This window comes from [Chlorobium] sp. 445, from assembly GCA_002763895.1.
Lineage (GTDB): Bacteria > Bacteroidota > Chlorobiia > Chlorobiales > Thermochlorobacteraceae > Thermochlorobacter.
The window spans coordinates 41,919-56,367 of record NSLH01000013.1 but is presented as its reverse complement, the minus strand read 5'-3'; the positions used below and the strand labels follow the sequence as shown (position 1 = coordinate 56,367).

At 48.0% G+C, this 14,449-nt stretch carries 11 protein-coding genes; 9 read left to right on the top strand and 2 right to left on the bottom strand.

The window, feature by feature from the left end:
* Positions 1-18 precede the first annotated feature (18 nt).
* From CMR00_06970 to CMR00_06930, 9 genes are read left to right on the top strand one after another with little or no spacing between them, the layout of a single operon-like run.
* Complete coding sequence (locus CMR00_06970) at positions 19-1,278, top strand: hypothetical protein (GenBank protein ID PIO48072.1); 1,260 nt, start codon at positions 19-21, stop codon at positions 1,276-1,278.
* Positions 1,275-2,375, top strand: coding sequence for a hypothetical protein (locus tag CMR00_06965; protein ID PIO48071.1), 1,101 nt, complete (start codon positions 1,275-1,277; stop codon positions 2,373-2,375). Before CMR00_06970 ends, CMR00_06965 begins: the two co-directional genes overlap by 4 nt.
* Positions 2,357-3,409, top strand: a complete 1,053-nt coding sequence (locus CMR00_06960; protein ID PIO48070.1) for a glycosyl transferase — start codon at positions 2,357-2,359, stop codon at positions 3,407-3,409. The genes CMR00_06965 and CMR00_06960 overlap by 19 nt, the downstream gene beginning before the upstream one ends.
* Positions 3,406-4,380 carry a hypothetical protein gene (locus tag CMR00_06955; protein PIO48069.1) on the top strand — a complete coding sequence of 325 codons (975 nt, stop codon included), beginning with the start codon at positions 3,406-3,408 and terminating at the stop codon, positions 4,378-4,380. The genes CMR00_06960 and CMR00_06955 overlap by 4 nt, the downstream gene beginning before the upstream one ends.
* Positions 4,338-4,775 (top strand): hypothetical protein, encoded by a 438-nt coding sequence (locus CMR00_06950; GenBank protein ID PIO48068.1) that lies wholly within the window; start codon positions 4,338-4,340, stop codon positions 4,773-4,775. Before CMR00_06955 ends, CMR00_06950 begins: the two co-directional genes overlap by 43 nt.
* The gene (locus CMR00_06945; GenBank protein ID PIO48067.1) at positions 4,718-9,166 is read left to right on the top strand and encodes a hypothetical protein; all 4,449 of its coding nucleotides are present in this window, start codon (positions 4,718-4,720) and stop codon (positions 9,164-9,166) included. The genes CMR00_06950 and CMR00_06945 overlap by 58 nt, the downstream gene beginning before the upstream one ends.
* Positions 8,890-10,320, top strand: coding sequence for a hypothetical protein (locus CMR00_06940; protein PIO48066.1), 1,431 nt, complete (start codon positions 8,890-8,892; stop codon positions 10,318-10,320). The genes CMR00_06945 and CMR00_06940 overlap by 277 nt, the downstream gene beginning before the upstream one ends.
* A gap of 5 nt (positions 10,321-10,325) precedes the next feature.
* Complete coding sequence (locus tag CMR00_06935; protein PIO48065.1) at positions 10,326-11,447, top strand: hypothetical protein; 1,122 nt, start codon at positions 10,326-10,328, stop codon at positions 11,445-11,447.
* A gap of 4 nt (positions 11,448-11,451) precedes the next feature.
* Complete coding sequence (locus CMR00_06930) at positions 11,452-12,573, top strand: hypothetical protein (GenBank protein ID PIO48064.1); 1,122 nt, start codon at positions 11,452-11,454, stop codon at positions 12,571-12,573.
* Here the strand turns inward: CMR00_06930 and CMR00_06925 are convergent.
* Together CMR00_06925 and CMR00_06920 are read right to left on the bottom strand one after the other, a co-directional pair.
* Positions 12,560-13,690, bottom strand: a complete 1,131-nt coding sequence (locus CMR00_06925; protein ID PIO48063.1) for a glycosyl transferase — start codon at positions 13,688-13,690, stop codon at positions 12,560-12,562. The two genes, CMR00_06930 and CMR00_06925, sit on opposite strands and share 14 nt — an antisense overlap.
* On the bottom strand, positions 13,683-14,174 hold the full coding sequence (locus CMR00_06920; GenBank protein PIO48062.1) for a hypothetical protein: 492 nt from the start codon (positions 14,172-14,174) through the stop codon (positions 13,683-13,685). The genes CMR00_06925 and CMR00_06920 overlap by 8 nt, the downstream gene beginning before the upstream one ends.
* Positions 14,175-14,449 lie beyond the last annotated feature (275 nt).

The window sequence follows — 14,449 nt, the reverse complement described above, 5'->3', positions numbered from 1 at the left end:
AAGTGTCTGGCATTACTCATGCAAAAGGCTGCTCACTTAGGCTCATCATCTTTGATGCGAGAGGGCGTCAGTATTTCGCTGTTGAATATCTCTTCGAGAGCAGTGAGTTTTGTGGCAAGTGCGTTTGCTGCACAGTGTGTCGGCGCTTCAAACTTCGGTGTCTCTGGCATCATCATAACTTGGGCAATGCAGGTCTCACTTTTATTTCACGGCGGACTCGACCCTATTGTCTCGCGTGAAATTGCACAACATCCTGCTCAGTCGCGCAATTTACTGACTGCTGTGGCAAGATTTCGTTTGTCTATTGCCCTACTTCTTGCCTTACTTTGGGTGATTATCACACGCTTGCTTGTCTCGGCAGAACAGTGGGCAGTGTGGCAACTTGGTGCAGTTTTGTTGTTATGCAACGCACTCAATCTTGTCTATTTTTTTCAAGGCTTGGGGAAACTGCGCACACTAAATCTCATTACGGCAATCAGCTCTCTCTTGACTGCGCTCATCTACTCAACTTTTTTGCCAAAAATGCCCTTAGGTTCTGATTTAGTCGTTTTTGTTGGCTTGAATGTGCTATCCACGGCTGCAACATGGCTCGTTGCCTCAATGATCATAGCTCCCTCACATTCACCAAAACTGCATACACATCGTGTCTTTCAACTGCTTGGAACATCCTGGAAATACTGGCTGGTTGCGGTTGCTCAATTTTTTTACACGAACTTTCAGCTCTTAATTCTCTCCACAGCTGTCCCTGAGCAAGCAATTGGCGCTTATCGTAGCGCGCTCATCATCGCTGGGGCATTGGACATGGTTTTTAGTAGTTTCTATAATTTACTCTTGCCGCGTTTTGTCGAGTGCCATGCAGCAGGTGAAGCAGTATTCAACAGAGAGCGCCGCAACATGCTATGGCTCTTCGTTGCAATTGGCATTGTGCCCACAGGCGCGTTGATACTCTCGAGTTCCATCATCTATGATGTGCTCTTTGGGGCAGAATTTGCTGGTGGGTCTTTTCCACTTGTGTTTCTTGCATGCGCAAAGTTTATCAACTTTATTGGTCAAATTTATGCCTACACACTAATTGTGAATAAACAAGACACGGCAGTGATGACAGGTTGCTTAACGGGATCGCTGGCAAGCATTATGCTATCGCTTTTGCTGGTTAGAGCATATGGCACGCTTGCTGCAGCAGCATCCACTCTTTTAGGTGAAGCCATCATTACAGCTTTGTATTTGTGGTTTTCATTACCGAAGAATACTCATCGTTGGTCTCGTGTGGCAAGATGAAGATTACCTTTTTGTGCCCAATGCCGCTCTATAATCCCGTAGGTGGTTTGAAAGTTGTGATAGAATACGCGAATCGGCTTGCGCAAAGAGGGCATTGTGTAACACTTGTTGCAGCAACTGGCAACGTGCCTTACGACAGGCAAGCTACAAGTCAGCATAAGATAAAGCGCGCTCTACTTTTTCTTTTGAGAAGTCTGGGCTACAAAGGCGGCTACAAGCCCGATCAATGGATACGACTTGCACAAAGCGTAAGACTGCTTTGGAGACCGAGTTTGGATGTGCGTTGGATTCCTGACGCAGATGTGGTGATTGCTACAGCTTGGGAGAGTGCCGAATGGGCAGCTGCTTATCCTGACTCTAAAGGTCGAAAATTTTATTTAATTCAAAACGATGAATCCGCCTTTACCAGCGACCCCGTCTTATCACAGCGCGCACAAGCCACATGGAAATTACCCCTAAAAAAATTAGTTACGGGAAAGTGGCTACAGACGTTCTTGGCTTCCAGAGGTGAAAGCGCTTGTTGGGTATCGCAGGGTGTGGATTATCAAGATGGCTACTTTTCACTTATGCACCCTATTGACAGACGCTCGCCCACAACGGTTATCATGATGTATCATACGATGCCCTGGAAGGGCTCAGCAGATGGTCTTGCCGCACTGAACATCGTTAAACAAACTGTTGATACACTTACTGTGCGTCTTTTTGGCACACCCAATGCGCCACCCAATCTACCTGCGTGGATAGAGTATGTCCAAAACCCGCCACAGCGTCAGTTATGTGAGCTCTACAACGCATCAGCAATTTTTGTTAGTCCAAGTTGGGTAGAAGGTATGGCTTTACCACCTGCTGAAGCCATGCAATGCGGTGCAGCTGTCTGTCTGACACAGATTGGTGGTCACACTGATTACGGCATTCATCAGCAGACGGCTTTACTCTCTCCACCTCGAAAGCCTGAGGCACTGGCAGCAAATATCTTGCAGCTCATTGAAAATCCGCAACTCCGTATTCAACTTGCAATGAATGGACATCAGTATATCCAACGATTTACTTGGGAGAGTGCTGTAAAAAAATTTGAGCAATGTATCACAGCCGATTAAATCACGATAGCCTTCCAAAAGTCTATATTCTGCTGCTGAACTGGAATGGCTGGCAAGATACGATTGAGTGCTTGGAGAGTGTCTTTCGCCTGCACTATCCACACTATCGTGTCATTGTGTGTGATAATGGCTCAACCGATGATTCGCTTTGGCACATTCAGCAATGGGCAACCGGGCGGCTTTCGGTGTGGACACCACCGCACAACGCACTGCGTTCATATTCTTACCCACCAATTGACAAACCAATCACTTACTGTGAGTACACTTGCGCCGATGTTGAGTCTGCACTCAGCGCAGATGAACACGATGCAAAACTCATCTTCATTCAAACTGGTGAGAACCGTGGCTTTGCTGCTGGCAATAACATTGGCTTACGCTATGCACTTGCCAAAGGCGACTTTGACTACATTTGGCTTCTCAACAGCGATACCGTTGTTGCACCCGACGCCTTGCTGAACCTCGTTGAGCATGCCTTGCAAGACACGACCATCGGACTTTGCGGCTCAACCCTACTTTACTATCACCATCCGACGCTGATTCAAACGCTTGGAGGCGGACACTACAACAAGTGGTTCGGTCTGACCTCACACATCGCTGAAAATCAGCCCCTTGAGCAGTTCCCGTCTGAACATCGTCATCAGTGTTGCGCCTCAATGGATTATGTCATGGGCGCATCTATGCTGGTCTCAAAGGCTTTTTTAGAAACAGTCGGGTTGATGAGCGAAGAGTATTTTCTTTACTTCGAGGAATTAGATTGGACTATGCGGGCTCATGGACAGTTTAGGTTAGGATATGCCGAAAAAAGTATTGTCTACCACAAAAGCGGGCAAAGCGTTGGTAATACACCGAGAAAGTGGAGTGCAATGTCGGTATTTTATACAACGCGCAGTCGGATTAAATTTGTGCGCAAGTTTTATCCGCAGTCTCTGCCACTGGTTTATCTGCGGCTTGTCCTATCTTTTTTTCGTCAATGGCTAAACGGTCGGCGCGCACAGGCACAAGCAATTTGGGACGCAATGCGACAGTACCCATGAACACCCTTCGCTACGCCGTACTGCTGACAGTTGTTTTCACCATTCCTTTGCAGCAGTTGCTTTATGTCTCCATAGCTGGTATCAGTCTAAAAACCTATCAATTGCTCTTGCTCCTGCTTGGTGCGCTTTCGCTCTTGGACATGCGTGAAAATCAATCTATGTCTGAGTGGCAAAAGCTCGGGTTAGCATTCTTTCTCATTAGCGTATGCGCTGAAATTGCAGGGTATATTGAACTACTCAACTTTGGTGATTTACCTGAGTTGAAATACATCGGTTCGCTGGATAGCTCACGCTTTACTATCAATCTCTACCTGTTGCTCAATATGCTTTTTGCCTGGCAAGTGGTTCGCTTCATTACAGAAGTGCAAAATGGGTTGAGAACAGTTTTAACAGTAGCCGCACTCGGGTCAGTGTTTCCAGCACTCTATGCACTCTATCAACTCTTTAGCTTTTTATTTAGCTTTGAAATTCAAGCACTGCAGTTCAACAGAATTATTGAACGCCCTGATGCGCCGCGCGGAATTTTTTTTGAGAGTGGCATTGTCCGCTTTGCCTCCACTTATTTTGAGCCCGGTCCCTATGGCGGATATCTTAGCATTATCCTTCCACTGACCGTGATGGCTATCATGCAGTGGCAGTCGAGTGAGAAACGCTCGTCGCTGCCGCAATGGCTCAAATTGATTTTTCTGCTTAATATCGTGGCGCTGCTACTTTCTTTTTCGACATCGGCTTTGGTGGGCATGATACTTTTTGCTCTGCTTGTACCGATACTCATCTATCCGCTTCGGCAAGTTATCAAAACAACCCTCCTCACACTGCTCGCTATCCTGCTTGTCATCACATTCGCTGGGCAATGCGAGTTTGTGCTTAGCGCAATAGATAATGCATTTCTGCAAAAATTTTTGCTGAAGAGACGGATATCTCTGCTGTGTCGCGCGTTGCAAGATTCCATCAAGCTAAAGTCGGACTGAGAATTTTTCTTGATCATCCCCTTATCGGCATTGGTCCATTTATTCCTTACTTCTTTGAAATCTATGCGCCAAGCGTAGATGCCACACCGCAAGCAGTTTCCATCATCTATATCAATGTACTTGTACAGACAGGTCTTGTGGGCGCCAGCGTTTTTTTCTATGCTCTTGCAAAACTTTTGAAAGCATTACTCACTCACACTGTAAGCGCTCCAGATGAGACGAGTAAAGCGCACGGCATCATACTCTTGGGTTTATTTGTGGTCATTTTGACCTTATTTTTTACGCTTGGTTCATTGGTTGCCGTTCACTTTTGGCTTGCCATAGGGGTGATGATAGGATGGCTCAACTTGCAAGCAAAAGTTCTCACGCTATCTCAAACTGTGAAAATTGCCTAATGCGTATTGTGCTTATTGTGAAAAGGCTTGCGCTATGCTGCGTTGCGCTGTTTCCATTTCTTCTTTACGCTCAACCTAAACCCACCGAGCAGTTTTCTGGTCAAACCTTTGTGCAAACTTATGATTTACGTCTAAGAGAGGAAACGATTGGTAGCACAAAACTCTTCTACGCTGAATTTGATGCAGGACATTTGCCTGAAGCGGCACTTAAAGCTATGTCCTCATACGAACTTGTGCCGTTTGTGCCGGTCAAATCCATTTACATTGGTCTGCCTGCTGGTGCCACACTTACAGTTTCAGCAAAGCGTCTTGCAGGGGAAACCAAGCAGAATATTCGTTTAGCGCCTGTAGCAAGTGACAATACCCTACTGCAAGAGAGTAATATCACACAAAGACTTAAAAACAGTGCAGCTTATGCTTCGGCAGACTTTCTGCCGGCATCGATAGCAAATGTTGTGCGTTACTTCTATGTGGGGACACAATATGTGGCGCAAGTACAAATTGCACCGCTGCAGTATTCAGCTGCACGAAAGGAACTGCGCTGGCATCGCTTGATAGAAGTCAACTGGTCGATTGTAAAAGCCCCAAACTCCAACACGCTGGTTCAACCGCACACACATAGCTTTCTCGATGAGCAATTTCTTTGCCAACATCTGCTAAACTACAACGAAGCCAAAGCCTTCCGAGTCAGTTCTTCTACATTGCCCGAAGTTATGAGCATAGCAAGTGATAGCACCGCAAATTGGTATAATCCTTCTCAGCCTTACCTCAAACTACTGACCACAGAAGATGGTCTCTATCGCCTCTCTGGTGCTGAGATTGCAGCAGCAGGAGTCAGTCTTTCGGGCATCAATCCACGTACTTTGCGACTCATTTACAAGGGCAAAGAACTACCGATTTTCGTGCGCGGCGAAGAAGATGGGCGACTTGATGCAAACGATGAAATCGAGTTTCTTGGCAGCTTTAATCGTGCTACGCCCGAGCCTGTACTGGACGAATTTACAGGCAATGTGATTGGCAGTGTTACAGAGCTACGAAATGTGTACAGCGATACCAATGTCTATTGGCTTACATGGGGCGGTACGCAAGGTCGGCGTGTGGTAACGGCAACTGCAACGCCAAGAGGCACTGCGCTCTCACAAAGTTTTCTTGCCACACATCGCATTGAGCAAGATTGTATCTATGTCGCTGCACTTACAGAGCAAGGTCAGTATGTTACTGAGCGTGTGCTCGGTGAAGGTTGGGCGCAGCGGTATTTTCAATCTAACCCCTCTCTGCCAATCGACACGGCACAGACTACTTTTCAACTTGAAGGCGTAGTGAGCGCTGGCACAGCACGCGCCGCTGTGCGTTTTGCGCATACCACTTCTGGCACCGCAGAGTTTGAAATTATTCTCAACGGCACATCGATTGGTTCAATCTCACTCTCGAGCAGGGGAGCTAATGTCTATACACTATCGTTCAACGCTGCAGTGCTGCGCAATGGACAAAATCAACTGCTCTATCGTCTGCGACGCACAAGTGCCCAGACCAGCATTGCAATTGTTGCCTTAGACTGGATTGAATTTTCTTTCCCGCGCAATTTCACGCTGCCCACAGCATCACGTCAATTCTTTTTTGCCTCCGATAACGCCGCCCAAGATCTTGAGCTTGCAGGCATACAGGATAGCGACTATACACTCTACAACCTTACTGACACTGTTCGACTAACTATCACAGCTCAAAGTGTCGAGCGATTGCGCATCGGTGTTGAAGCAAACAAAACTTATGTGTTTGCCGAGCGGCGAAATTTTTATCGCCCGCTTATTCGGCTACATAACGCAAAGCCGTTACTTCGCAATCCCAGTCGCACTGCTGATTACATTATCATCACGCATCCGCTTTTTTGCGAGCAAGCAAGTCGTTTGGCAGCGCATCGCGCCTCAGCTCAAGGCGGTAGTTATCGCGTTGAAGTTGTAGAGACCGAGCAGATTTATGATGAGTTTAATTTCGGCCTCTATGACCCTATAGCGATTCGGCAGTTTTTGAAATATGCTTTTGAGAACTGGCGCGCACCACAACCGCGCTATGTCTTGCTCTTCGGTGGCGCCAACCGCGACTTCAAAGGCAACCTGCCTGTTTCACGAGCGCGCCCTGCACTTGTACCAACATATGGACAGCCCGTTAGCGACATCTGGTTTGTGAGTTTCGATAATGCCCCAACTCGACGCTTTCGCAACATTCCAAAAATGATGATTGGGCGCATTCCTGTCTATAGCGTCGCTGAAGCTGAAACATATCTGCGCAAGCTCATTGGCGATAGCCAACCATTTAGAGCAGAAGCATGGCATAAGAATTTTCTTTTTGTCAATGGTGGATTCAATTTGCTGGAGCAGCAACTTTTTCGCACTTACTCTAACAGCATTATCTCTAACTTCATCATACCGCCGCCAATCGCTGGCAGAGCTGATACGCTCTATCGCGACGACCAAAATCCTTTTATCAGTACACAACTCGAGTCGCAGATTCGTAACGCTATGGCAACAGGCGCCGCTCTAGTGCATTACATTGGACACGCCGGCTCAAACAGCTGGGACCTTGCCCTTGGCGATCCGCTCACACTGCAAAATCGTGGTCGCTATCCGCTCGTGCTGAGTTGGACATGTAACACTGGTCGCTTTGCAGAACCTTTCGGGAAATCCTTTACCGAACAATTTCTACTCTCACCCAATGGTGGTGCACTTTGCTTCATTGGAACAGCCGGCTGGGGCTTTCCATCGTTAGATCATATGCTGAGCCAGAATGTCTTTCGAGCGATTCAAAATGCGCAGCGCACCGCAGGCGAAATCTGGTTTTCAGCGCATCGTGCGTTTAGCGAGCAATTTGCTTTTTTCAGCGCTGCTGTGGAAGGCACCATCGATCACTACAACATTCAAGGCGACCCCGCCGAACCTATGGCACTTGCCACCTTGCCTGATTTGGCACTCACGCCCGAGCAACTCACATTTCTTAATCCTGTGCTCAACGAAAGCGACCTGCAGCCGCTTGCTCTTGTCATCTCAAACTATGGCTTAGCTACTCGTGATAGCGTCAATGTGCGCATCTATGACCGCTGGGCAGAAAGTCCAACGCCAATTTTAGTGCTCGATACCACTCTGCGTCCGATTGGTCTGCGCGATTCTATCGTGGTCAGATTGGATTTTTCAGGCAGATTAGGCATACACGACCTTGAAGTTCGCCTCGATGAAAGCAATCGCATTGTGGAAGTCTCAAAAGAGAATAATCGCGCTTCGTTGCGTATCAATGTACTCACAAATGCCGTTGCTGTTGCAACGCCACAAGCCTTTGGCACGATGCTGCGCTTATCACCTCGTTTCGTTGTCCTCAACCCAAGCGAACGCCCCAAAAGTGAGCGCATCTATCAATTTGAACTTGATACAACCGACCGCTTCGATAGCCCTCTTTGTCAGCGCAGCGCTAATGTACCTGAAGGACTTTACACGACGGAGTGGCAACCCAATCTTCCACCGCTTGCAAATGTGCCTTACTTCTGGCGCGTCCGCAGCCTTGATGGTTCTGACGAAACACCATGGCAAATCTTGCCTGTAACCTTCTCCGATGAATCAAGTGATGCAGACGCATGGCAACAGCTCGGTTCACAACTCTGGCGTAATCAACTGGTGGGCTTAAACCGCGTGTCTGACGGTCTTACCAATGGCGATGGTCGCTTGCCGCTCATTGTACGCTCTGTGGGACTAAACGCGCAATTACCCAATCTTTTTTATGAAATTATTGTCGGCGATGATCGTCAGTTTGATGTCATCGGACTTAGCACACCACCGCGCGGACCATTGCGCGGCTTGAATATCGCCATCTTAGACACATCGCAAGTTGTGCGTGTAACGCGCGTAGAAAACTTTGACTTTCTGACCATGTTCCCCTACACACTTATCAATCCTGATACTTCCTTGCCCGCTCGCTTTAATCGTTTAATCGATAATATGGCACCGCATCAACTTGCGCTGATAAGTCTGGTCGATGCCATTCCCGACACACGCGATCTGCCAATGAATCCCATTCGTCAACGCCTTGAGCAGCTCGGCAGCCAACACTTTGGCAATTTGCGCTTTCGTGAATCGTGGGCATTTATTGGTTCAAAAACCGCCGTTTTTATGCCGAAGCATGGGGCACGCGCTGTGCTTCATCGTTACAGGGCTGCGACTCTGCTGGAATCGTTACCACCATTGACACCGCCATCACGATTCAACGCCTCAGTGCCGGCTTTGCAACCGACCGTATTGGTCCAGCCTCGCGCTGGCAGCAGCTTTCGTGGCAAAGCACTGGCAACCGCACACAAACCCGCTTTACCGTGCTGGGTCTGCGTCTCGATGGCAAAGAAGATTCACTTCTGACAACCACGCAAAGTGCTGGTATAGACCTCTCATTCATCGATGCAAAGCGGTATCCCTATCTGCGACTGCATGCATTACTTCAACGTGACACTAACACAGGCATAGCTCCCAAGCTCACCACTGTGCGTCTGACTTACACCAAAGCCGGCGATGCAGCTATTTCTTACCGCACTTTCCGTGCCGAGCACGATTCTCTTGACGCAGGCGAACCTATATCGATTTCAGCTGAAGTGCGAAACTTAGGTCAAGCACGGCTTGACTCCATCACCGTTCGCATCTCACTCGTCTTGCCCACCGGTCAGCGACAAACTCTGCAAACCCTTCAAATCGATTCACTAAGTGCAGGCGCAACACATCCGCTCACCATAACCTTGCCTGCTTTTGTGCAAACTGGATTGCAAACACTTGCGCTGGAACTCGACCCTGACTCACGTTTAGCCGAGCTCTCAAAGCAAAACAACCGCGCTAGCCTTTCCATTTTCGTGCGAGCAGACACGGTGCGTCCGACCGCTACCATTGAGTTCGATGGACGACGCATCAGCAACGGTGAAACAGTTCGCCAGCGTCCGCGCATCGTGATTCGAGCATTTGATAATACACTCTCGCTTACCGACACAAATGCCATTCGAGTGTTTCTCAATCGCCGCCCGATTTTCTACGCCCAATCTCAGCAACTGACTTTTATACCAGCTACAGCGAATAACCCTACTGCGACTGCCATCTTCACGCCAACGCTTACCGACGGCGACTATACACTCTTTGCCACTATACGCGATGCTGCTGGAAATCTTGCTGATAGCGCCTCCACTGTGGTGCGCTTTCGTGTCGACTCAGAATTCAGAGTAGAAAATCTTTTCAACTACCCGAATCCCTTTTCGGACAAAACCGAATTTGCTTTTCGCCTCACGAGCCCCGATGATGAACGACCTACAGAATTCAAAATTTTTATCTATACCATCGCTGGACGGCTGGTACAGGAGCTTGATGTTATGCCTGTCATCAATGCAGGATGGAGTGAATACTACCGCATTCCTTGGGACGGACGTGATAAAGATGGCGATCTGCTTGCTAATGGCGTTTATCTTTATCGTGTTGTTGTTCGCTCATCCAAAGGCACGATTACCAAAACGGAGCGACTTGCTATCGTACGCTGACTGCAATGGAAATTATCTATCTTACCCCGAAGTTGCATCCTCTCAATGGCATTTCTCAGTATGCGAGCCTGCTTTGTTCTGCGATGAAAAAATATGCTCCCGAATTTGTCTTCCGCCGTGTCGATGACATGGAGTTTGAGCAATGCTATCGCTCTCTGCCCAAGCACAGCATCATCATGGCAGAGATGAGCGTGGGCGAAGGCAAAATTTTTCAGGCACTCCGCCGTCAGAAAAAGCAGCGACCAGACCTGCGGCGACTGATTACTATTCATGACCCACCGCGCTTTGCCGTTGAAATGACGCCTCTCTTGGAAAAGATGTCCGCCTTCACATTGACGCGCGCCCTGCGACGCCTTTTTCTAGATGCACTGGATTGGACGCTTGAACGAGACATGATTCAGCAGTGCGACATCTTCGTTACACTCACGCCCCTTGGCAAACAAATCTTAGAAGAAAAGTTTAAGCGATTTTTTCCGTTTGTGCCGCAGGTGTTTTATGTTCCGCATCTGCTGTATCTTGACCCGCCTGAATGCGCACCTGCTCCAACTTCATCCGTACCCACGCTGGGATACTTCGGCTACATCAATCCGCATAAAGGCTTGCATATTTTGATTGAAGCTGCATATCGCCTGAAGAAAGAAAACAAACCTTGTCCGCGTCTCGTCATTTATGGCGAACCGATTACGAGAAAAGGCTCGCTCTACTTGCAGCGCGTTCAAGGTCTGGTACAAAAGTATGCGCTTACGGACAGCGTGCAGTTCAGAGGCTATTTAGATGAGCCTGAGATTATGGCATTTTTGCGGTCGGTCAATGCGCTCGCGATGCCGTATTCAGACTTAGGATTTGTCTCTGCAAGTGGTGTTTTGCAGTGGGCACGAAGCGTTGGCATACCAGTGTTAGCCAGCAAAACACAAGCTTTCACTTCACTGCTTGCTGATGGTGTAGAAGGCAGAACAATTGCAACGCATGATATTGCCGGTTGGGCAGAGGCGATGCACTCTATTGTGGTCGAGCATGAAACATGGCAACGCTTCCGTAGCGGTGTGATTATGCAGCGTGCTGATGCCGAGTGGAAATCCGTTGCAACAAGGCTTAGTCATATTCTTCAAATAATTCAGAGAAGCTAAAACGATGCATGTTGCAATCGATGCACTGCTCCTAAAAAATCAAAATGCCGGCACAGGTTTGTACACGCATCATTTGCTCAAAGCGCTGGCTCAAGTTCCTTCTGCATATCATTTCACGGTCTTCACTGATGCCGCATATCACTTCGCTAGTGGGTTTGAATCCAGTAGCATGAACAGTGAGAAAGTAAAATTATATGGCACCGCACACCGCATTGCCTGGGAGCAACTTATCTTGCCGAAGCGACTGCGTGATATGCAAGTTGATGTTACGCTCTATCCCTTCTTTACTAAGCCTGTGTTAAGCCATGTGCCTGCTGTTGTGATTGTCCACGATGCGCTCATCAAAGTTTATCCTGAACTCATTGAACGCCCCCGCCGATGGTATCTTGATACCATGATTACACACGCTATCAAGCAAGCGGCATATATTCTCACAGTATCGGAGTATGCCAAGTCTGACCTTGTCAAGCACTACGGTATAGAGCCTGCCCGCATTTTGCTTGCGCCAGCGGCAGCGGCACCACATTTTGAGGTAAAGATTTCTGAAGAAGAACGCTGCGCCACACTCCACAAATACGCTGTGCCTTTTGACCAATTTTTCTTGAGTGTCGGTATTAGCCACAAGTATAAAAACTACATCGAACTGCTATCTGCATTCCGAGCGGCTTTGGTCGAAAATCCTGCTCTACGACTGGTGATGGTCGGCAGTGCTGGCAATGATCAAGAAGCAATTGATGCCTTCATTGAGCAACATGCGTTGGACACAAAAGTTTTTTGCGCACGGTATGTAAAGTCAGAAGACCTGCGGGCGTTTTATGCGTCAGCAGTTGCACTTGTGATGACAAGCCGCTATGAGTCGTTTGCCATGCCGATTGTGGAAGCGATGCATGTCGGGTGCCCCGTGATTATTGCTAATCGGACCGCAATGCCCGAGACCGCAGGCGATGCAGCACTGCGATACGACACCATGGAAGACTTAACGCATCGGCTACTTGACATGTGGAGCAATGAGATGTTGCGGCAGCGTCTTGTGACAAGCGGCTATGCGCAAGCAAAGAAATTTTCATGGCTCAACACTGCGCAATGCGTGCTTGAAGCCTTGGAAAAAGCTGTTAGAGCAGTTTAAGCCGACGCAGCATGTCATCGTAGCACCGCAGAACCAAAGATTCGTCGAACTCCTTAATCATTTTTAGCCGTGCGCGTTTGCCCATTTCTAAGCGTGCTGCCTCTGGCATTGTGATTATTCGCTCGAGCTTTTCTACCAAATCACTCACGCTGTTGGGCTGCACTAAGAAACCCGTTACACCATCTTCAACAATCTGACGGCAACCCACTGAATCAGTAGCGATTACAGGTTTCTCAAGACTTGCTGCTTCGAGCAATGTGCGCGGTGTGCCTTCACGATATAGCGATGGGAGCACCACGCAGTCCGCTGCTTGCACATAAGGCAAAACCTCTTGTGTTTCACCCAAATAACTGATGTAGTCCTTCCAACGCTCAATCTCATCTCTGGAGACAAACGCCGGATCTTTTGCCGAAAGAAAGCCAAGCAAGCGAAATTCAGCGTGTGGATATTTGGTCTTTAATTGTTTTGCTGCTCGAGCGTAGAGCTCGATTCCTTTCTTGCGCAGCAGTCGCGCGCTCAGCAAAAAAACGATTTTCTTTGACGAAGTGTGTGTGCTAGCTGTCATCGGACAAAAGTGACGCGTATCAATCCCTTCTCCGGGGAAAAGATACGCTTTTTCTGAACTGACCAATTTTTCGGACACAAACAGTGCACGGTCTTCGGGATTAACAAACCACACTTCTCTTGAATAACGCAGAGCTTTTCGTAGCAGAAGCTTGGCGATGCTATTGAGCCAACCCTTGTGCGCAAAGGCATGTCCTGCACCACTCACGACCGCCACGGAGGGCAAGCCCAGCAACATGGCTGCCAGCGAGCCATAGATATTCGGCTTTATGGTATAGTGGATGATGAGGGATGGGTGCTCATCTGCATAGATTTTGTAAAGATGCCAGAAATAGCGCACATCGTTTAGCGGATTGATACCACGCGGCTGTAAAAAAACATCTATGGTGCGGCAGCCGTGATTGCGTAACCGCTGAGCATAAGCATCACTGGGCGCAACTGCAACCGTCTCAACATCTTGAGCTTGAAAGTGCCTGATAACACCAAAGCGAAAGTTGTAGAGAAACCACGAAGTATTTGCGACGAGCAAAATCTTTTTGCGCGATTTATCCATTCAAATTTCGAATCCAACGAGAGAGGGTACGCTCAATGCGACGCATCATGCGGCGCAGAGAAAAACGCGACATCACTTCATCTTCGGAACTTTCAATGAAGCGCTCGCAATATTCTTTAAGGTTCATCTGCATTCGAAGTTGCAAGCGTCGATAGCGCATTTCGCCGAAGTAATGTGCAATGTCGCGCTCATTAGCTTGGCGCATACGAACTTGCGATTCGTAGTCGCAGTTTTCTCTTACACGGCGCATTTCTTCCAAACGCTCTCGCAAATATGCCACTTCCTTGCGTGTTAGCTCTCCTGAGTAGATGTAGAGTTCGGGTATTTCAAGAAAGTCGAAGTTATCGAGTTGGATGTTGGAGAGCAGTTTTTCGTTGCGCTTGTCAACTTTGCCGGTCATTTTACTTCCTCCTTCCAGCAGATTGAAGATGGGAATCAACAAGCAAAATTTCACAAACTTCTTTGTGATTTCAAAACTGCACAAAAAAAGACTGGCTCAATTAGCCTGTAAGACTTAGCAGACAAGAACATCTACACCCTTTGCTTTTGCCCTTTGCGTTTTCATTTTCAATTTCGTGCGCAGGGTTTAGGATTTTACAGGATTTGCATGTATCTTTAGTTTTTAACAAGACACGCTTGTTCTAAGCGAGCATTTCGCTGCACGCTTGCATCCAAGCTCGGCGAAGCGAAGCAGGCGAACTGCCGATCACAGTCCCCAGTTGTCCGTCATCTGCATTCATTCTGTTTCACTCCAATTTT